The following is a 17,166-nucleotide window of genomic DNA, read 5'->3' on the forward strand; positions in this document are numbered from 1 at the left end:
GCTACCTTTGCCAGACACGGCAGGTCGTCGTGCGCGCGGGCGCCCGCCCGGGCGCGCGCGACGGCCCACCGCACGGACAGGACGAGGAAAGGAACGACACGACAGTGACCGACACCGTAGGGCCCAGCGGGGCGGACCGACTGGGGTTCGCGCCCGGCAACGTGGTCCAGGAGTTCGGCTGGGCGGACGACGTCGACGACGACCTGCGCGGTGAGCTCGAGGAGCTCGTCGGCGGCGAGCTCGTCGACGAGGACTACGACGACGTCACGGACGGCGTGGTCGTGTGGTTCCGCCAGGACGACGGCGACCTCACCGACCTGCTCGTGGACGTCCAGACCGTGCTCGACGACGGCGGTCTCATCTGGGTGCTCACCCCGAAGCCCGGCCGGCCCGGCCACGTGGGCCACAACGACATCCAGGAGGCCGCGACCACGGCCGGGCTGCACGCGACGAGCACGTTCGCCATCGCGCCCGACTGGTCCGCGACGAAGCTCGGGACCCGTGGCCGCGGTCGCTGACGACGCCGCGACGACCGGGCGCACGACGCCGCCCGGTCCGGGCGACCCGGCGCCCGACTTCACGCTGCCGGACACCCACGGCACGCCCGTCCACCTCGCGGACCTGCGGGGTGGGCCGGTGCTCCTCGTGTTCTACCCCTTCGCGTTCTCGGGGATCTGCACGGGCGAGCTGTGCGAGCTGCGCGACAACCTCGAGGAGTTCGAGGCGGCCGGCGTCACCCTGCTCGGCATCTCGTGCGACTCCGTGTTCGCGCAGAAGGCGTGGACGGCGCAGGAGGGCTTCGAGTTCGACCTGCTCTCCGACTTCTGGCCGCACGGGGACGTCGCGCGGGCCTACGGCGTCCTCGACGAGGACAACGGCCTCGCGCTGCGCGGGTCGTTCCTGCTCGACGCCGACGGGATCGTGCGGTGGTCGGTCGTGAACCCGCGCGGGCAGCGTCGTGACCTCGACGGTTACCGACGGGCGCTCGAACAGCTTTGACGCGGGCGCGCCGCGCGCGGTGGGGCATCGCCGGGCGGAGGGCCGACGACGGTTTTCGTCTCGGGCATCGCACCGCGGTGTGGCCGATGGCGGGGTGTCGAGCCGGTAGGCTGTGCTCCGCTGTTCCAGGGCCTGTAGCTCAGTTGGTTAGAGCGCCACGCTTACACCGTGGATGTCGGGGGTTCGAGTCCCTCCGGGCCCACCACCGGGCCGTCCGTTCGACGAGATACCCGTTGCCTCGCAAGTAGCTGGTTCTCAGCGCGGCACCCCGCTGGACCCATCGGGGAGACCCGGGGGTAGGTACCTGGCCGGGAGCTAGATCCTTCTGACGACGACACCCGCCGGGCACGACGTCGATCCGTTGCACGAGCCGGCGGTCCACAGGCGTGCGGGTTCCACCCCGACTCCGGCTGAGCTTCGGCGATCGACCTCACGGCGCTGATGCGGCGCATTGCAGTGAAGCCGCCGACGCGCGCTACATACAAGCAGGGCTGCTCGACACCCCGTCCGATCGTGATGTTGGAGGCGCCTGTTAGCTTGCCCCCAAGACCGACCGGCGTCGACCGCCAGTCGGGAGAGAATGGCAGGGGGATGCGTTGCCTGAGTGGATTTCTTCCATGTTGGACCATGCTTCATGGCCCGCTCGCCACTATGCAGAACAGGGTGGATTCGAGCAATCCGGGTGGCAGTATCTGTTGGTCGTGGTTGTCGTCTATGCCCTCGAGGCCGTCGTTGTGGCGTGGCTCTGGTCTGAGTTCTGGTTTTGTATTCCTGACATAGCGCGGCGTATAGGGAAGTGGGCGGCACGCTCGGGCTCGTTTCAGTCGATGAAGTCCACGGAGCGCGCACTCGCCGGGTTCGATAGGGCATGTGGGAGGCTTCGCCTTCTTTCAGGCATCACCCGCTCCAGAGGGCCGGAGCCGCGAGATGCGGATTTTGCCGGAGACGGTGCGCGAGGACTGGTGCGCTTGTGTCGATTTCTTGCGCGTGGCGTGTTCGGCGCGGTCGGCGCGCTAGCGAAGCTGGCGAAGCGATCCGTCTCCTTCATGGTTCGTCCGTGGGGGTTGCTGCTCCTGACGGCCAGCGTGGCCACCGTCTATCCGGACGCAATCTCGGGGGCCTTGGCGGCATTCAACGACCTCGCCCGTGACGTGGTGTGGACGAACCAGTTCTTCACGAACGTGGTCACAATCGTCGGTGTCGTCGTCGCGGTCGGCGTCGTCGTGCTCAAAGGGCTGCTGTCTGACCGCATCTCCGCAAGGAGACACGTGCAGGAGGGTCGAAACAGGCAGGCGCTCGAGTCGATCGCGCCGCTGTCAGAGCCTTTTGGCCGAATCGGATATTTTGGGATGAACGAGTTGGAGAGCGCGTGTGACCGAGTCGCGTGGCAACTCGACCTCGCAGAAGACTGGATCAACGGGCGGGTGGGTCGAGCCCTCGCCGTGGATCCCGACGAGTACCATCTCGCATGCGGTTCGGACTGTCCCGATCGATATGAACCGAACGTTGGGGCGGGCCGTGTCTTCCGGTCCGTCGAGCTGGACGGCGCGTTCGAGCAGATTGACGAGATTTGTGGCAAGCTAAACCCTCTCGCCGCGTGGGGTCGAGAGTTGAGTCGTGTCTGTAGTTATCGGGAGAGCTTCGCCATGGTTCCCGCGCGTTACCACGGTGAATCGCTGGCAGAATATGTGAGGAGTGGACTCCACTTTATTTCGGACGGCGAGGTCGAGAAGGTTAGGATCAGGTGGCAGCACAGTTGCCCGACCGATCTGATCGAGGACGACCCGGACCTCTCGGCGGAGTATATTTGGGCCGAGCGTAGGAAGTACCTTGACAGCTTGGCCGCAGACTATCGTGATCTCACTTGGGACACACTGGGGCGGCTCCGCTTCTGCGAAGAGATGGCGGAGATCGCCTGGCGGGCTAACGGGCTGCGTGGAGATCTCTTTGCCCGATTCGCAAGATAGATGCAGAGCCGGCACGTCGGCGTGCCTCGCTAGTGTCTCAGCTCTCCCCGCGCGAAGGTGTAGGCCTTACTCGTAGAGCCCCTCGGTGGGGGGAGAAGCCAAGCTGTAGCGCCGTGACCAGGCAGGACTGGTGAGCCCCGATCGTCTGGGTGATGGCAAGGGCGTCGCGGTCGACGGCGACTCGGTGGTCGTGCGGTATAGGCGACCGGAGCTCGGTTTGTTCGGTGTCGCCAGAGTGCGCGTGGGCCAGCAGGTGTGCGCTCGGTTCCTTCTGGAGGAACCCGACGCCTTCCGTCGGGTGACCTGTCCTTGAGCAGCCAGGAAGGCGTGTGGGAGCCCACCCCTAGCATCGGGCCCACCAGCAGCGACGACGTGACGGTGAGGTAGAGGGTGCTCGAGAAGGTCAAGGGTCTGTTCCGGCGTGACGAGGGGCAGACGGGAGGCGACCGCCCGAGCGCTCGGCTCGTCGACGCCCTGAAGGTGCTCGCGGTCGCGTCGCCGGAGCTCGCGGACCGCGCTGTCGCGTACGTGCACCGGGGCGAGGGCCCTGAGGTGCTGCTCGAGCTGGAGGCGCTGCGGGGCGGCGACGTCGAGGCCCTCCTCGGCCGTCCCGGCCAGTCCGGGGTCTACTCGTGGACGACCCCTGCCCAGGACGACCGGCTGAAGGCCGCCGTGCCGGGGTGGACGTCGGCGAAGGCGGTCACCGCGCGCTCCAACCTCTACACGCTCTCGGACTCCGTCACCGTCCCGGAGCTCGTACGCCTCGGCCGCGTCCTCAGCGCGGTCTCGTCCGAGGTGGACCGCGAGCGGGCGTCGGACCCGCGCTGGCTCACGACGCTCGTCAACGACATGTCGCGGCGCGCGAACGAACGCAGGCACGGCCAGAAGGGCAAGGGCGCGCCCGACCGCTGGACGCCGGACCTGCTCGTGGCCCTCGCGGTCGAGGGCGGCGTGCCGGAGGCGGACGCGCCGGCGGTGGTGCTGCGCGAGCTGTTCGAGCGGCCGGCGTCGGCCGGCTGGGCGTCGAGGCACCTGGGCCCGGCGCTGCTCGGCGACCCGGCGCGGGAGTTCGTCGTCGCGCACCTGGACGTCGCGACGCGGGTGCTGCCGGGGGTGAGCGCCGCGGGGCGCGGTGAGCTCGTGGCGCTCGTAGCGGCGGACCCGGCGGCGACCGAGACGTTCGCCCCGCTGCTCGCCGCGCTCGCCGCGGACACGAGCAAGGCGGTGCGCGAGGCGGCGGTCGCCGCGCTCGTCCCGCTCCCCGCGGCGCGCCAGCGCGAGCTCCTCGCCCCTCTGCTCACGTCGCTCCCGGCCTCGCGGCTCGGCGCCGTGGTGACACGGCTCGCCCAGGTCGACGGCGGTCTGGCCGCCCTGGAGGAGGCGGCCGAGCGGTCGACGGGCGCCCGGGCGACGCTGCTGCGCGACACCGTCGAGCGAGCGCGTGTCCTCGACGCCGCGCAGGAGGACGAGCCCGAGATCGACGTGCCGCCCTTCGAGCCGCTGCCGGAGACGGTGCTCGGCGACGAGTTCGTGCGGGCCGCGCGGGCCGCGATCGACACCGCCCTCGAGCGCGCCCGCGCCGACCACGCGGCGCACGCAGGGAAGAAGGACGACGACGGGTGGCCGCGGTGGCGCCGTCTGACCGTCGAGCAGGACCTCAAGGAGCTGCCGGGCATCACCGACGACGACCTCCGGGTCTTCGCGGCGTTCCTGTCCGGGACGAGCGCCCGGCGCCCCGGCGGCGTCGTCATGCGCCGGCTGTCCGCGCCGGGCGTCTTCTCGCGCCTCCCCGGCATCACGCTCCTGCACCGGCTGCGGCTGCAGGGGAACGAGGGACGCGGGCGCAGCGAGCGGTTCGGCTGGTACCGGCTCCACGAGGGCGACCTGCTCGACGTCGACCTGCGCGTCCTCGACGAGGCGCTGCGGCGCGTCGGACGCGACGACGCCGGGGCGCTGGTCGACGAGCTGTACTTCTCGACCTGGTGGGCGACCGACACGGTGACGCCCGAGCACGCGTGGCCCTACTACGCGGGGCACCTCGACCGGCTCGCCGCCGCGCTCGACGACCGCGAGCGCACGTACGGCAGCGCCAAGCCGGCCCGGGCGCTCGCGGTGCTCGCCCAGCTGCCGCAGGTCCCGCGCCGGTTCCTGCCGCGCCTGACCGAGCTCGCACTGGGTGAGGGCCGCACCTATCGTGCGACGGCGCAGGCGGCCCTGAGCACGCACCCCGGGGTGCGCGGGCTGGCCGAGCAGGGCCTGGGGAACGGCCGGTCCGAGGTGCGCCGCAGCGCGGCGGAGTGGCTCGCCCGGCTCGGCGACGTCGACGCGGTGCCTGCGCTGCGCGCCGCGCTGGGCAAGGAGCGCAGCGAGGTCGTGCGCGCCGCGCTCCTCACGGCGCTCGAGGCGCTGGGCGAGGACATCTCGGCCGACCTCGCGCCCGAGGCGCTGCTCGCGGAGGCGACCAAGGGCCTGCGCGCGAAGAAGCCGGTCAGCATGGCGTGGTTCGACCTCGACGCGCTGCCCGCGGCCCGCTGGGCGGCGGACGGCTCGCCGGTGGACCCGACGGTCCTGCGCTGGTGGGTCGTGCTCGCGGTCAAGCTCAAGGACCCGAGCGGTGCCGGGCTGCTGGAGCGGTACCTGTCGCTGCTCCAGGAGGAGGACCGCGCACGGCTCGGCAGCCACGTGCTCGCGGCGTGGGTCGCGCAGGACACGCGCAACCCCTCGCCGCAGGAGAGCGACGCGTACGCGACGGCCGGTGCCCAGCTGCGGTACGACCAGTACCAGGCCTGGGCCAAGCGCTCGCCCGAGCACTACTCGGTCGAGGCGTCCAAGACGCTCGAGGACCACCACCGCGACCTGTACCGCGAGCACCAGGCCACGTACGTCGGCTCGGCGGTCAAGGACAAGGGTCTGCTCGCGCTGACCGTCGCGATGCCGGGCGCCGAGCTCGCCGCGACGTTCCAGCGCTACGCGAAGGCGCACGTCGGGCGTCGCGCGCAGACCGAGGCGCTCGTGCACGCGCTCGCGGCGAACGGGCAGCCGGCCGCGATCCAGGAGCTCCTCGCCGTCTCGCGGCGGTTCCGCCAGGCGACGGTCCAGGAGACCGCGCAGCGGCTCGCGGGCGAGCTCGCGGAGCGGCGCGGCTGGACGGCGGACCAGCTCGCCGACCGCACCGTCCAGACCGCGGGCTTCGAGGACGACGGCCTGCTCCACCTCGACCTCGGCTCCCGGGAGTACGTCGGGCGCATCACCCCCGCGTTCACGCTCGAGCTCACGAGCGACGCCGGCAAGGTGGTCAAGGCGCTCCCGGCGCCCCGGGCGCAGGACGACCCCGAGCTCGTCGCGGCCGCCAAGAAGCAGCTCACCGCGAGCCGCAAGGAGCTCAAGGCCGTGGTCGCCCTGCAGAACCAGCGGCTCTACGAGGCGATGTGCGTGGGCCGCACGTGGACGGCGTCGGAGTGGCAGGAGTACCTCCTCGGTCACCCCGTGATGTCGCGCCTCGTCGAGCGGCTCGTCTGGGTCGAGAACCCCGGGACGGAGGGTGCCCGCCCGTTCCGGCCCGACGGCGGCGCGCTCGTCGACGCCGACGACGAGGACGTGGAGCTCGGGGAGGGGTCCACGGTCGGGCTCGCGCACGCCGTCCTGCTCGGCCCGGAGGCGACGGCGGCCTGGACGGCGCACCTGGCGGACTACGAGGTCACCCCGCTCTTCGCGCAGCTCGACGTCGCGACGCCCGACGTCCCCGCGGGCGCGACCGCGATCGACGACCACAAGGGCTGGTTCTCCGACAGCTTCTCGATCCGCGGGCGCGCCACGAAGCGGGGATACTCCCGCTCGCAGGCCGAGGACGCCGGGTGGTTCAGCGCGTACACCAAGGCGTTCACGAGCGCGGGGATCGTCGTGCAGATCGAGTTCACGGGGTCGTTCGTCCCGGAGGAGAACATCCCGGCCGCGGTGACGGCGCTGACGTTCGAGCGGACGGGCCGCGGCTCCGGACGGGGGACCGCGCGGATCGCGGACCTGCCGCCCGTCCTCGTCGCGGAGGCCTACCGGGACTATGTGGCGGTGGCCGAGGCGGGTTCGTTCGACCCCGACTGGGAGCGGAAGAGCCAGTGGTGACCCGCCGGACGCTCCCGTGAGCGGCGGCGCCGCCCCGTGATCGTCGTCGCGACGCTCGCCTGGCTGCTCGTCGCCGTGCTCGCGCGCCGGTCGACGGCGGTCCGGTCCGCCGTGAGCACGGCGACGTCGACGCTGCTCGCCCTCGCGGGCGTCGGGGCGGTCGTCGTCGTGGTGGCCGTCGCCGCGGACGACGGCGGGACCCGGGCGCTCGGCGCCCTCGCGAGCGTGCCCGCCGCGGCCGGCGCGGTCGCCGCCGGGACGTGGTGCGCGCGAGCGGTGGTCCGCCCGTGGACGGCGCGGCGGCGCGAGCGCGCGGCGGGCCGGGTCGCGTGGCAGGACCGCGTGCTCGCCGCCGCGGCGCGCACCGGGCCGCGCGTGCGAGGCGTGCGCGTCGTCGACGTCGCCGCCCGTTCGGCGTTCCGCGTCGCCGGGGTCCGCGTCACGGGCCTCGCCGCCGAGATGTCGTACTACGGCCTCATCTCGCTCATCCCGCTGACGACCGCGATCGGGTCGAGCCTCGGCTTCCTGCGCCCGCTCCTCGGCGACGACACCGTCGACTCGATCCGCTCGTCGATCGTCGGCGGGCTCACCACGGTGTTCGCCGAGCACGTGTCGACCTCGGTCGTCGCGCCGCTCGTCGACAGCCTGCTCGACGAGCAGCGCACCGGGTTCGCCGTCGGGTCGTTCCTCGTGGCGCTCTGGCTCGCGAGCCGCGTCTTCCGCGCCGCGGTCCGAGCCTTGGACGACGCGTATGGCGTCGAGCGGCGCCGCGGGGTCGTGGCGCAGTACGTCCTGGGGGTCGCGCTCGCCCTCGGCGCGATCGTCACGGCGGTGTCCGTCGTCGCTCTCGTCGTCGTCGGCCCGCTCCTGGGCGACGGCGCCGACCTGGCCGAGCGGCTCGGCCTCGACGCGGCCTTCCGGCAGACGTGGGACGTGCTGCGTTGGCCGACCGTCGTGCTCGTCTGCGGCGCGTACCTCACGCTGCTCTACCGCTACGCACCGAACGTCGACACGACGTGGCGGCGGTGCCTGCCCGGCGCGGCCGTCGGGACCGGTGGCGTCCTCCTCGTGTCCTGGGGGTTCGGTCTCTACGTCCGGCTCGCGGGACCGGCGGCGCCGGGCTCCGAGGCGGGGACGACGGCGGTCGTCCAGGCGGCCGGGCAGATGCTCGGCCTCGTCCTCGCCGGGGTCCTCTGGGGCTGGCTCACGAGCATCGTCGTGCTCGTGGGCGGCGTCGTGAACGCGGAGGCCGACCCGCACCGCGTGGTCCCGGCGGGACGTGCCACGGGCGCATCCTGGGCCGGTGGGGAGCGCGCCCCCGTGACGGGCACGGCCGCCGAACCCGTCGACGACCGCTCCCGCGGCACCGGCGCCGGCCGTGTGGGACGCGGCTCCTACGCTGACCTGCAGGACCACGGGCACGGCGCCCGCGACCGGACCGAGGAGGAGCCCGGGTGACGAGCACGACGACCGGTGACGAGCAGGCGCCCCTGGCGCTCGCCGAGCTGCGACCGCCGGCGGAGGTCCGGTACGCCGACGAGCTCGCGGCGCTCGCCGAGGCCGACGCCCGACGCGGGGCCGACGTCCCGCCGGGCTGGCGCCTGAGCCCGCGCGCCGTGCGGGCGTTCGTCGTGGGCGACCGGGAGCTGGGCGTGAGCCGCAAGTTCTTCGGTGACGACCCGCTCGTCGACCGCGCGGTCGTGTCGCTGCTCGGCAGGCAGGGCCTCATGCTCGTCGGTGAGCCCGGCACGGCCAAGTCCCTGCTGTCCGAGCTGCTCGCCGCGGCCGCGAGCGGCACGTCGACCCTCACGGTGCAGGGCACCGCGGGCACGAGCGAGGACCACGTGCGGTACTCGTGGAACTACGCGCTCCTCATCGCGGAGGGGCCGAGCGAGCGCTCGCTCGTCCCGTCGCCCGTCTACCGCGCGATGGAGAGCGGGCGCGTCGCGCGGTTCGAGGAGATCACGCGCTGCGCCCCGGAGATCCAGGACACGCTCGTCTCCGTGCTGTCCGAGAAGCAGCTCATGGTCCCCGAGCTCGGCGCCGACGCCCGTGTCGCGGCGCGGCCCGGATTCAACGTGCTCGCCACGGCGAACCTGCGCGACCGCGGGGTCCACGAGATGTCGGCCGCGCTCAAGCGGCGCTTCAACTTCGAGACGGTCGCGCCGATCCGCGACCGCGCGTTCGAGATCGAGCTCGTCGAGACGCGCCTCACGGCGGAACTGGGGCCGGCCGCGGACCGTCCCGTGCTCGACCGTGACGTGCTCGAGGTGCTCGTCACCGTGTTCCAGGACCTGCGCACCGGCACGACGGCGAGCGGCGCACCGGTCAAGCGCCCCGAGACCGTGATGTCGACGGCGGAGGCGGTGAACGTCGCGATCGCGGCGTCGCTCGAGGCGCGCTACCTCGGCGACGGCACGGTCACGGCCGGGCAGGTCGCGCGCCAGGTGGGCGGCGTCGCGCTCAAGGGCGACGAGGAGGACGCGCGGCGGCTGCGGCACTACGTGGACAACGTCGTGCGGGAGCGCGCGCGGTCGGACGCACGCTGGAAGGACTTCCTCACGGCGGCGGGCGACCTGTGGCAGTAGCCCTGCGCGCCGCGTGGGGCGCCGCGCCGCCGCGGCTGCGCCAGGCGGCCCACGACTTCGCGCTGCTGCGCGAGCGGGACGGCGTGCACCTCGTCGGGGTGCGCCACCACAGTCCCGCCTGCGCGGTCGCGGTGGCCGCGCTGGTCGCCGAGGTCCGGCCGTCCGTCGTGCTCGTCGAGGGGCCCGAGGAGTACACGCGCCTCCTGCCCGCGCTGCTCGACGAGCGGACGGTCCCGCCCGTCGCGGTCCTCAGCCTCGCCGGCGACCTCGCGGACGCCGCGGGAGGCGGCGTGCGCGCCGCGGGCTTCTACCCGCTCGCGCGGTACTCGCCCGAGTGGGTCGCCCTGCGCGCGGGGCACGCGGCGGGCGCGGAGCTCGCGTTCGTCGACTCCCCGTGGGGGGAACGGACGGCCGAGGAGGACGACGAGCGGGGAGCGGCCGCGCGGACCGTCCTCGCGGAGCGCCACCTCGCGCACTCGCGCACGGTCGCCCGGCTCGCGGAGCGGCTCGGGTGCCGCGACCACGACGAGCTGTGGGACCACCTCTTCGAGGCGCGCGAGACGGCGCGCCTGCACGACTGGCGCGAGCTCGTCGACGACGTGTTCGCGTGGGCCGCGCTCGCGCGGCTCGACTACGAGGACGAGGCGCTCGCCGCCGACGGCTCGCTCGACCGCGAGGCGCGCATGTCCGCGCGCGTCGCGGAGCACGCCGCGCGTGCGGACGGGCCGGTCGTCGTCGTCACGGGCGCGTTCCACACGCTCGCCCTCGTCGAGGCGCTCGAAGGGAGCGAGCACGGCGCGGCGGTCGTGGCGCGGCGCCCCGCGGACGGGTACGGCGACCTCGCCGACGCCCCCGCGTGGCTCGTCCGCTACGACGACGAGCGGCTCGACGCCCTGCGGGGGTACGGCGCGGGCATGCCCGCGCCGGGCTACTACGACCGGCTCTGGGCCGCGCACCACGACCCGGCCGGGCCTGCTGCCGCCGCGGCCGGGGTGCTGGTCGACGTCGGGCGCGGGGCGTCGGAGCGCGGGGCCCTCGTGAGCGTGGCCCAGTCCCAGGCCGCCGTCGAGCACGCGCACCGGCTCGCGGCCTTGCGGGAACGGCCCTGGCCGTGCCGCACCGACCTGCTCGACGCGATCACCTCGTGCTACGTGAAGGACCCGGACGACCTGGACGCCGCGGGAGACCGCCCGCTCGGTCTCGCGGTCGCCGAGGTCTTCGCCGGGCGCGCGCTCGGCGACGTCGCCCCAGGCGGTGCGGCCCCGCCGCTCGTCGAGGAGGCGCGGGCCCGCGCCCGAGCGCTGCGCCTCGACGTGTCCGACGCCGTGCCGCGCACCGTGCGGCTCGACGCCCGCCGTCGTGCCGCGCACCGCGACCGGCGCCGGTTCCTCGCGCTGTGCGCGTTCCTCGAGCTGGGCTTCGCCCGCCGGGTCTCCGGCCCCGACCACGTCGCGGGCCGCGGGCTGGGCCTCGTGCTGGAGGAGTGGACGTACGCGTGGACGCCGCTCGTCGAGGCGCGCCTCGTCGAGCTCTCCCACCGCGGGGCGACGCTCGAGGCGGTCGCGGTCGCGCTGCTCGACGACGCCCGCGAGCGGGCGCGCGAGGAGCGCTCGAGCGACGCCGTCGCGCGCCTCGTCGCGCAGTGCGTCGTCGTCGGGCTCCCGGAGCGGCTGCCCCCGCTCGTCGCGCTCGTGCGCTCCACGCTCGACGTGGACCCGTCGCTCGCGTCCGTCGTCGCGGGCATGCGACGGCTCGTCGCGCTGTGGCGGGCGCGCGTCGAGCTGGAGCTGGGCGACCACGCGCAGGCCCTGCTCGACCTCGCGGAGCAGGGGCTGGCCACGGCCGCGTACCTGGTCCCGGACCTCGCGGCGGCCGACGCGACGACGCAGGACGACGCCCTGGCGAGCCTCGTCGCGCTGCGGTCCCTCGTGCGTGACGTGCGCGGCGCGGGCCGGGACGGACCGGGCTCGGCGGCCGCGACGGTGGGGCAGGCGCTCGCGCGCGTCCGCGAGGACGCCGACGCGTCCCCGGCGGTGCGCGGCGCGCTCACCGCGTTCGCCGCCGTCGACGACGAGCTCGACGACGAGCTCGCTGACGAGCCAGGTGACCGCGGGCTCGTCGAGCGGGTGCGGGCCCAGCTCGCACCCGGCGCGGACCCCGTGGCGGCGACGGCGTTCCTCGGCGGGGTCCTGCGCGCGGCCCCGGACCTGCTGCTCCACACGCCGGAGATGTTCGACGCCGTCGACGAGGGCTTGCGTGGTCTCGACGAGGACGCGTTCCGAGCGGTCCTGCCGGACCTGCGGCGCGCGTTCACGTGGTTGCGGCCGACCGAGACGCACCGGCTCGCCGAGCGTGTCGCCGCCCGCACCGGGACGCGCGCGGACGCGCTGGACCGGCGCGTGCACGTCTCGGAGGACGACCTGCGGGCCGCGCTGGTGGTGGAGCGCGAGCTCGTCGCCGTCCTCGAGCGGGACGGGCTGGGCGCGTGGGCTCGCGGGAGCGCCTCGTGACGGCGGGCGGCGGTCTGGGCGTGGCCGGGCGGGCGGACGACCAGGAGGCCGCGCGGCGCTGGCGGCTCGTGCTGGGCCGGTACGCGGGCGACGCGTTGCCCGTGGCGCCGCCGGACCAGGCGCTGGACCGCACGCTCGGGCACCTCTACGACCGCGAGTACACCGCGCGCGGCCACCGGCACGGCACCGGGGGAGACCCCGACGGCGACGGGGGCAGGGGCCGCGGAGGCGGCCACGGCGGGTCGGTCGTCGAGGGGCTCGACTGGCTGGGGTCGGCGCGCGAGCTGTTCCCGCGCGAGACGTTCGAGCGCATGCAGGTCGAGGCGGTCGGCCGGTACGGCATGACGGAGCTGCTCGCGGACCCGCAGGCGGTCGAGGCCGTCGAGCCGAGCACGGAGCTGGCGTCGGCGCTCCTGCGCGTGCGGGGCAGGCTCGGGCCGCAGGTGCAGGACGGGCTGCGACGGATCGTCGCGCGCGTCGTCGAGGACGTGGTGCGCCGCCTGCGCCCCCGCTTCGTGACGGCCGTCGACGGGCGCCGGGACCGGACCCGTCGCTCGTTCGTGCGGTCGAGCCGCACGTTCGACGCCGCCGCGACGGTCCGCGCGAACCTCGGCCGCTGGGACCCGGAGCGCAGGCGCCTGCTCGTCACGGACCTGCGCTTCTCGGCGCGGCGGCGCAGGGCGCTGTCGTACGACGTCGTGCTGCTCGTCGACCAGTCGGGGTCCATGGCGGCCTCGGTGCTCTACAGCGCGGTGAGCGCGGGCATCCTCGCGGGGCTGCCGGGGATCACGGTCCGCCTCGTCCTGTTCGACACGGCGGTCGTCGACATGTCGCACCTCGCGCACGACCCCGTGACGGTGCTGCTCACCGCGCAGCTCGGCGGCGGGACCGACATCGCGCGCGCCGTGCGGTACGCGGAGCAGCACGTGCGCGACCCGCGGCGCACGGTCGTCGCGCTCGTCAGCGACTTCGAGGAGGGCGGCTCGGTGTCGCAGCTGGTGTCCGCGGTGGGGCGCCTGCACGCGTCGGGCGTCCGGCTGCTCGGGCTCGCGGCCCTCGACGGGCAGGCGAACCCCGCGTACGACCGCGGCGTCGCGCGCCGGCTCGCCGAGCAGGGCATGGAGATCGCGGCGCTCACGCCGGAGCGGTTCGCCGAGTGGCTCGGCGAGGTGCTCCCGTGAGCGGGGCCGGCGCCGGGCTCGGTGCGTGGGCCGCGGTGTACGCGGGGTACGACGACGACGCCCTCGCCACCCTCGCGAGCCCGGGCCTCGTCCGGCGCGCCCGCAAGGACGTCGCCGCCGGGCGGGTCGAGCCGGTCGAGGCGCGCCCCGACGGCGTCGTGGTGACCGTGGGCGGGGTGCGGGTCGAGCTCGACGCGCGCGGTCCCGCCGGGGCGCGGTGCGCGTGCCCGACGCCGGGCACGTGCCAGCACGTCGTGGCCGCGAGCCTGTGGGCGCGGGGGACGGGTGCCGCACCCGCGCCGCCTCCCGCCGTGGCAGGTGACGGCGCGACGCCGTCCCCTCCCGCCCCGGACCCGGTGGCGGAGATCCTCGCGCTCGACCCGCGCGTCGTGCACCGTGCCGCGGGCGCCGCCGTCGTGCGGGCGGTCGCCGAGACGGTGCCCGCTCGTCCCGCGCAGGCGTCGGCCGACGGTCTCCCCGTGGAGGGGGCGGTCGGTGGGCCGCCCGTGGAGGTGGCGGTCGACGGCCCGCGCGCGGAGGTCTCGTGGCCCGGCGCGCCGCGCGTCACGTACGTCGCGGGGGCGGGGTTCCCGGGGATGCTCGTGGCCCGCGAGGGGGCGGCGTGGAGCGACGCCGACGAGCGCCGGTGGCGGCTGGAGGCGCTCGTGCAGGTGTGGCGTGCGCACGGTCGTCCGTGGCCCTGGCCCGAGCGGGCCGCTGCGACGCCGCGTGCCACGGGCGTCCCCGACGCCCGGGCGGTGGCCGACGAGGTCGTGCGCGCGGTCGAGCGGCTGCTCGACGTCGGGCTCTCGCACGTCGGCCGCGACGACCTGGAGGAGCTGCGCGGTGCGGGCGTGGTGGCGCGGCTCGGCCGACGGCCCGCGGTCCAGCGTCTCGTCACGTCCGCGGTCGGGCGGCTCGAGGCGCTCGCGGACCACCGCGACGCGGTCGACGAGACGGACTGCCTCCTGGCCCTGGCCGAGCTGTGGGCGTACGTGCAGGCGGTCCCCCCGCCCGACGCCGGCACGCCCGACGAGCGCCCGACCGACCTGGCGCGGGTCGTGCCGCTCGGTGCACGGTGGTGGGTCGCGGCGTCGGGCGCGCGGGGTGTGACCATGCATCTGTGGGACGCGGACGCCGGGCGCGTGCGGTCGGTCACCACCGGCCGCCCGCCGGGCGCCGACCCGACCTTCCGGCGCTCGTGGGACCTCCCGCTCGTCTGGGGCCGCTCGGTCGAGGCGCTGTGCCGCGGCCCGTTCGCGCTGCGGGACGCGATCGAGCGTGCGGATACCGGGCTGCGCGCGGGCGAGGGGCCCGACGTCGGGCCGCTCGGGGCGCTCGACGCCGACGAGCTCCGCGACGTCGCGGCCCGCACCGCGACGACCCCGCCGCGGGCCGAGGCCGGGTTCGGCCGGACACCCGCCGCCGTGCGGGTCGTCATGGTGCGCGAGGCAGGGGCGATCGGCCTCGACGAGGTCGCCCAGGAGCTCAGGTGGACGCTGGTCGCGGCGGACGGCGCGGAGACGGTCGTGCGCGTCGACGCTGCGGACGAGGCCGCGTGCGACACCCTGCTCGGGGTCGCGGCGGGGAACCGGCGCGTGGTCGCCGTCGCCGTCGAGCGCGACCTCGCGTCGCGGCGCGACGAGGCCGTCGGGCTGTTCGTCGACCGCCCGGGCGAGGGCCTCGACGTCGTCGTCCCGACGCTGACGCCGGCGTACGACCACCGGGCGTGGTCGACCCCCTGGACCCGGCTCCGCGCCCGGGTCCGGTCGCTGCGCGGGCGCGCCGGCACGCACGCGCGGGAGGTGGTCGTGCCCACGCCCGTCGAGGAGGTGTGCGACACGCTGCTCGACACGGTCGTGGCGCTCGCCGCCACGGGGCGCCGGCACCTCACGCCGCACCAGGCGAGCGCGCTCGCGCGCGCAGCGCGCACCGCCGACGACCTCGGGGCGACGACGCTCGCCGCCACGGTCGGCCTCGTCGCGCACGAGCCCGACGCGGCTCGGCTCCTGCGCGCCGGCTTCGTCGCGTCCCGTGGTCGGACGCTCGCGCGCGCCGTGGCCGCCGCGCCCGCCCCCGGGCCCCGAGCACGGGAGGCGATCGCGTGAGCACCTACGCCGTCCACGTCGGCTCGCCGGGACGGGCCCGGGTCGAGCACGTCACGGACGGCCCGGCGGACCCGGTCCGCGAGACCTGGGACGACACGAACCGGTGGTACCCGCCCCTGCTCACGGCCGGGCGGCGCGTGGAGCGGTCGCACGACCTGCGCCTGTCCCACGTGCTGCTACGACGCTCGCGGCTCGTCGCGGGCACGCCGTTCGCGCGGCGCGACCCCGGGCCCTGGGACGCGCTCGCCGCGGTGCCGGCGGGGCGCGACCCGTCCGCGCCGCGGCAGCCCGTCGGGCTCTTCGAGCTCGGTGCGCAGGACGGCCCGAGCGTGCGGCTCGACCCCGTCGCCGAGCTCCGCGACCAGCTCGCGACCGTCGCCGCCGCGGACGGGCCGGACGCCGCCGGGCGGCTGCGGCTCCTGCTGGCCGGCGAGTCCGCGGGTGCGCTCGTCGCCGCCGAGATGCACCACGCGGGCGTGCCGTGGCGCGCCGACGTGCACGACGCGATCCTCAGCGGCGAGCTCGGACCACGGCCCCGGCCGGGCGAGCGGCCCGCGCGCATGGAGGAGCTCGTCGCGCGCATCCGCGCGGCGCTCGACGCGCCGCCCACGCTCAACCCCGACTCCCACCCCGACCTGCTCAAGGCGCTGCAGTACGCGGGCGTCGGCGTGCGGTCCCTGCGCAAGGGAGAGCTCGAGCGCGCGGACCACCCCGTCGTCGAGCCGCTGCTGGAGTACAAGAAGCTTGCGCGGCTCCTCACGGCGAACGGCTGGGCGTGGCTCGACACCTGGGTGCACGACGGCCGGTTCCGTACCGAGTACGTCGTGGGCGGGGTCGTCACGGGCCGATGGGCGTCGAGCGGCGGGGGAGCGCTGCAGCTCCCGAAGCAGGTGCGGCGCGCCGTCGTCGCGGACCCGGGCTGGCGGCTCGTCGTGGCCGACGCCGCGCAGCTCGAGCCGCGCGTGCTCGCCGGGCTCGCGCACGACGAGCGCATGGCCGCCGCGGGCCGTGGGGGCGACATGTACGCGGGGATCGTCGCGTCGGGCGCCGTCGCGACCCGCGACCACGCGAAGGTGGGGATGCTCGGCGCGATGTACGGCGGCACGACCGGCGACAGCGCGCTCGTGCTCCCGCGGCTCGCGAAGGCGTTCCCCGACGCCATCGGCCTCGTGGAGCGCGCCGCCCATGCCGGCGAGCGCGGGGAGGTCGTCTCGACGCTCCTCGGCCGCAGCTCCCCGCGCCCCGGCGAGTCGTGGCACGCCGCGCAGGACGGGGCGTACGCGGTCGAGGAGGTCGGTGCCACGGAGGACGCAGGGTCCGGGGCCGACGCGCAGGCGCGGGCCCGGTCGTACACGCGGGCCTGGGGCCGGTTCACGCGCAACTTCGTCGTGCAGGGCACGGCGGCCGAGTGGGCGCTGTGCTGGCTCGCGTCGATCCGGCGGCGGCTGTGGGACCTGCCCCTCGCCGCGACCCCCGGGGCGGCGCCCGCCCCGTTCGCCGACCGGGCGCACCTCGTCTTCTTCCTGCACGACGAGGTCGTCGTGCACGCGCCGGCCGAGCTCGCCGAGACGGTCGCGCACGAGGTCCGCGCCGCAGCGGCCGAGGCGGGTCGCCTCCTGTTCGGCGACTTCCCGGTCGACTTCCCGCTCACGGTCGCGGTCGTCGACCACTACGCCGAGGCGAAGTGAGGCGCG

At 75.3% G+C, this 17,166-nt stretch carries 10 protein-coding genes and 1 tRNA gene; all 11 read left to right on the top strand.

Annotated features, from left to right (window positions below):
- Positions 1-104: 104 nt before the first annotated feature.
- Positions 105-518, top strand: coding sequence for a DUF3052 domain-containing protein (locus ACPCUX_RS03570; protein WP_031316633.1), 414 nt, complete (start codon positions 105-107; stop codon positions 516-518).
- Positions 502-999 carry a peroxiredoxin gene (locus ACPCUX_RS03575; protein ID WP_034655440.1) on the top strand — a complete coding sequence of 166 codons (498 nt, stop codon included), beginning with the start codon at positions 502-504 and terminating at the stop codon, positions 997-999. The genes ACPCUX_RS03570 and ACPCUX_RS03575 overlap by 17 nt, the downstream gene beginning before the upstream one ends.
- Before the next feature lie 128 nt (positions 1,000-1,127).
- Positions 1,128-1,204, top strand: a tRNA-Val gene (locus ACPCUX_RS03580).
- 622 nt (positions 1,205-1,826) lie between these two features.
- Positions 1,827-2,966 (top strand): hypothetical protein, encoded by a 1,140-nt coding sequence (locus ACPCUX_RS03585; RefSeq protein ID WP_423388171.1) that lies wholly within the window; start codon positions 1,827-1,829, stop codon positions 2,964-2,966.
- A 390-nt stretch (positions 2,967-3,356) separates the two neighbouring features.
- Positions 3,357-7,085, top strand: coding sequence for a DUF4132 domain-containing protein (locus ACPCUX_RS03590; RefSeq protein WP_423388172.1), 3,729 nt, complete (start codon positions 3,357-3,359; stop codon positions 7,083-7,085).
- Positions 7,086-7,121: 36 nt separating this feature from the next.
- Positions 7,122-8,543: a YihY/virulence factor BrkB family protein gene (locus tag ACPCUX_RS03595; protein WP_423388173.1), complete on the top strand. Its 1,422-nt coding sequence runs from the start codon at positions 7,122-7,124 to the stop codon at positions 8,541-8,543.
- Entirely contained in the window at positions 8,540-9,673 is a 1,134-nt protein-coding gene (locus ACPCUX_RS03600) for an ATP-binding protein (protein WP_423388174.1), read from the top strand. The genes ACPCUX_RS03595 and ACPCUX_RS03600 overlap by 4 nt, the downstream gene beginning before the upstream one ends.
- Positions 9,664-12,183 carry a DUF5682 family protein gene (locus ACPCUX_RS03605; protein WP_423388175.1) on the top strand — a complete coding sequence of 840 codons (2,520 nt, stop codon included), beginning with the start codon at positions 9,664-9,666 and terminating at the stop codon, positions 12,181-12,183. Before ACPCUX_RS03600 ends, ACPCUX_RS03605 begins: the two co-directional genes overlap by 10 nt.
- Positions 12,159-13,364, top strand: a complete 1,206-nt coding sequence (locus ACPCUX_RS03610; RefSeq protein ID WP_423388176.1) for a VWA domain-containing protein — start codon at positions 12,159-12,161, stop codon at positions 13,362-13,364. Before ACPCUX_RS03605 ends, ACPCUX_RS03610 begins: the two co-directional genes overlap by 25 nt.
- Positions 13,361-15,472 (top strand): hypothetical protein, encoded by a 2,112-nt coding sequence (locus ACPCUX_RS03615; RefSeq protein WP_423388177.1) that lies wholly within the window; start codon positions 13,361-13,363, stop codon positions 15,470-15,472. The genes ACPCUX_RS03610 and ACPCUX_RS03615 overlap by 4 nt, the downstream gene beginning before the upstream one ends.
- Positions 15,469-17,160, top strand: coding sequence for a bifunctional 3'-5' exonuclease/DNA polymerase (locus tag ACPCUX_RS03620; RefSeq protein WP_423388178.1), 1,692 nt, complete (start codon positions 15,469-15,471; stop codon positions 17,158-17,160). The genes ACPCUX_RS03615 and ACPCUX_RS03620 overlap by 4 nt, the downstream gene beginning before the upstream one ends.
- Positions 17,161-17,166 lie beyond the last annotated feature (6 nt).

The sequence above is a fragment of the Cellulosimicrobium sp. AB352 genome, assembly GCF_049538415.1.
Classification (GTDB): domain Bacteria; phylum Actinomycetota; class Actinomycetes; order Actinomycetales; family Cellulomonadaceae; genus Cellulosimicrobium; species Cellulosimicrobium funkei.